1 protein-coding gene is annotated in these 322 nt (G+C 62.7%); it reads left to right on the top strand.

The genetic code is table 11. From position 1 onward, the window contains the following. The coding region (locus AC3XQU_RS23500) for an electron transfer flavoprotein subunit alpha/FixB family protein (protein ID WP_489876557.1) at nt 1-322 on the top strand (322 nt) is incomplete at both ends.

Raw genomic sequence — 322 nt, 5'->3', positions numbered from 1 at the left:
AAGCCGTCTCCGCTGCTCACGACGCTGGCACTTCCAGCTTTGTCGGCGAAGAGCTGGCCAAGTCGGATCGTCCTGAACTGACCGCTGCCAAAATCGTCGTTTCCGGCGGTCGTGGCATGCAGAACGGTGACAATTTCAAGCACCTGTACGCCCTGGCCGACAAGCTGGGCGCTGCGGTCGGCGCTTCCCGCGCGGCCGTCGACGCAGGTTTCGTACCCAACGACATGCAGGTCGGCCAGACCGGCAAAATCGTTGCGCCACAGCTGTACATCGCGGTCGGTATCTCCGGCGCGATCCAGCACCTGGCCGGTATGAAAGACTC

It is taken from the genome of Telluria sp. AZSoR62 (assembly GCF_058111565.1).
This window is presented reverse-complemented; position numbering and strand designations above follow the sequence as displayed.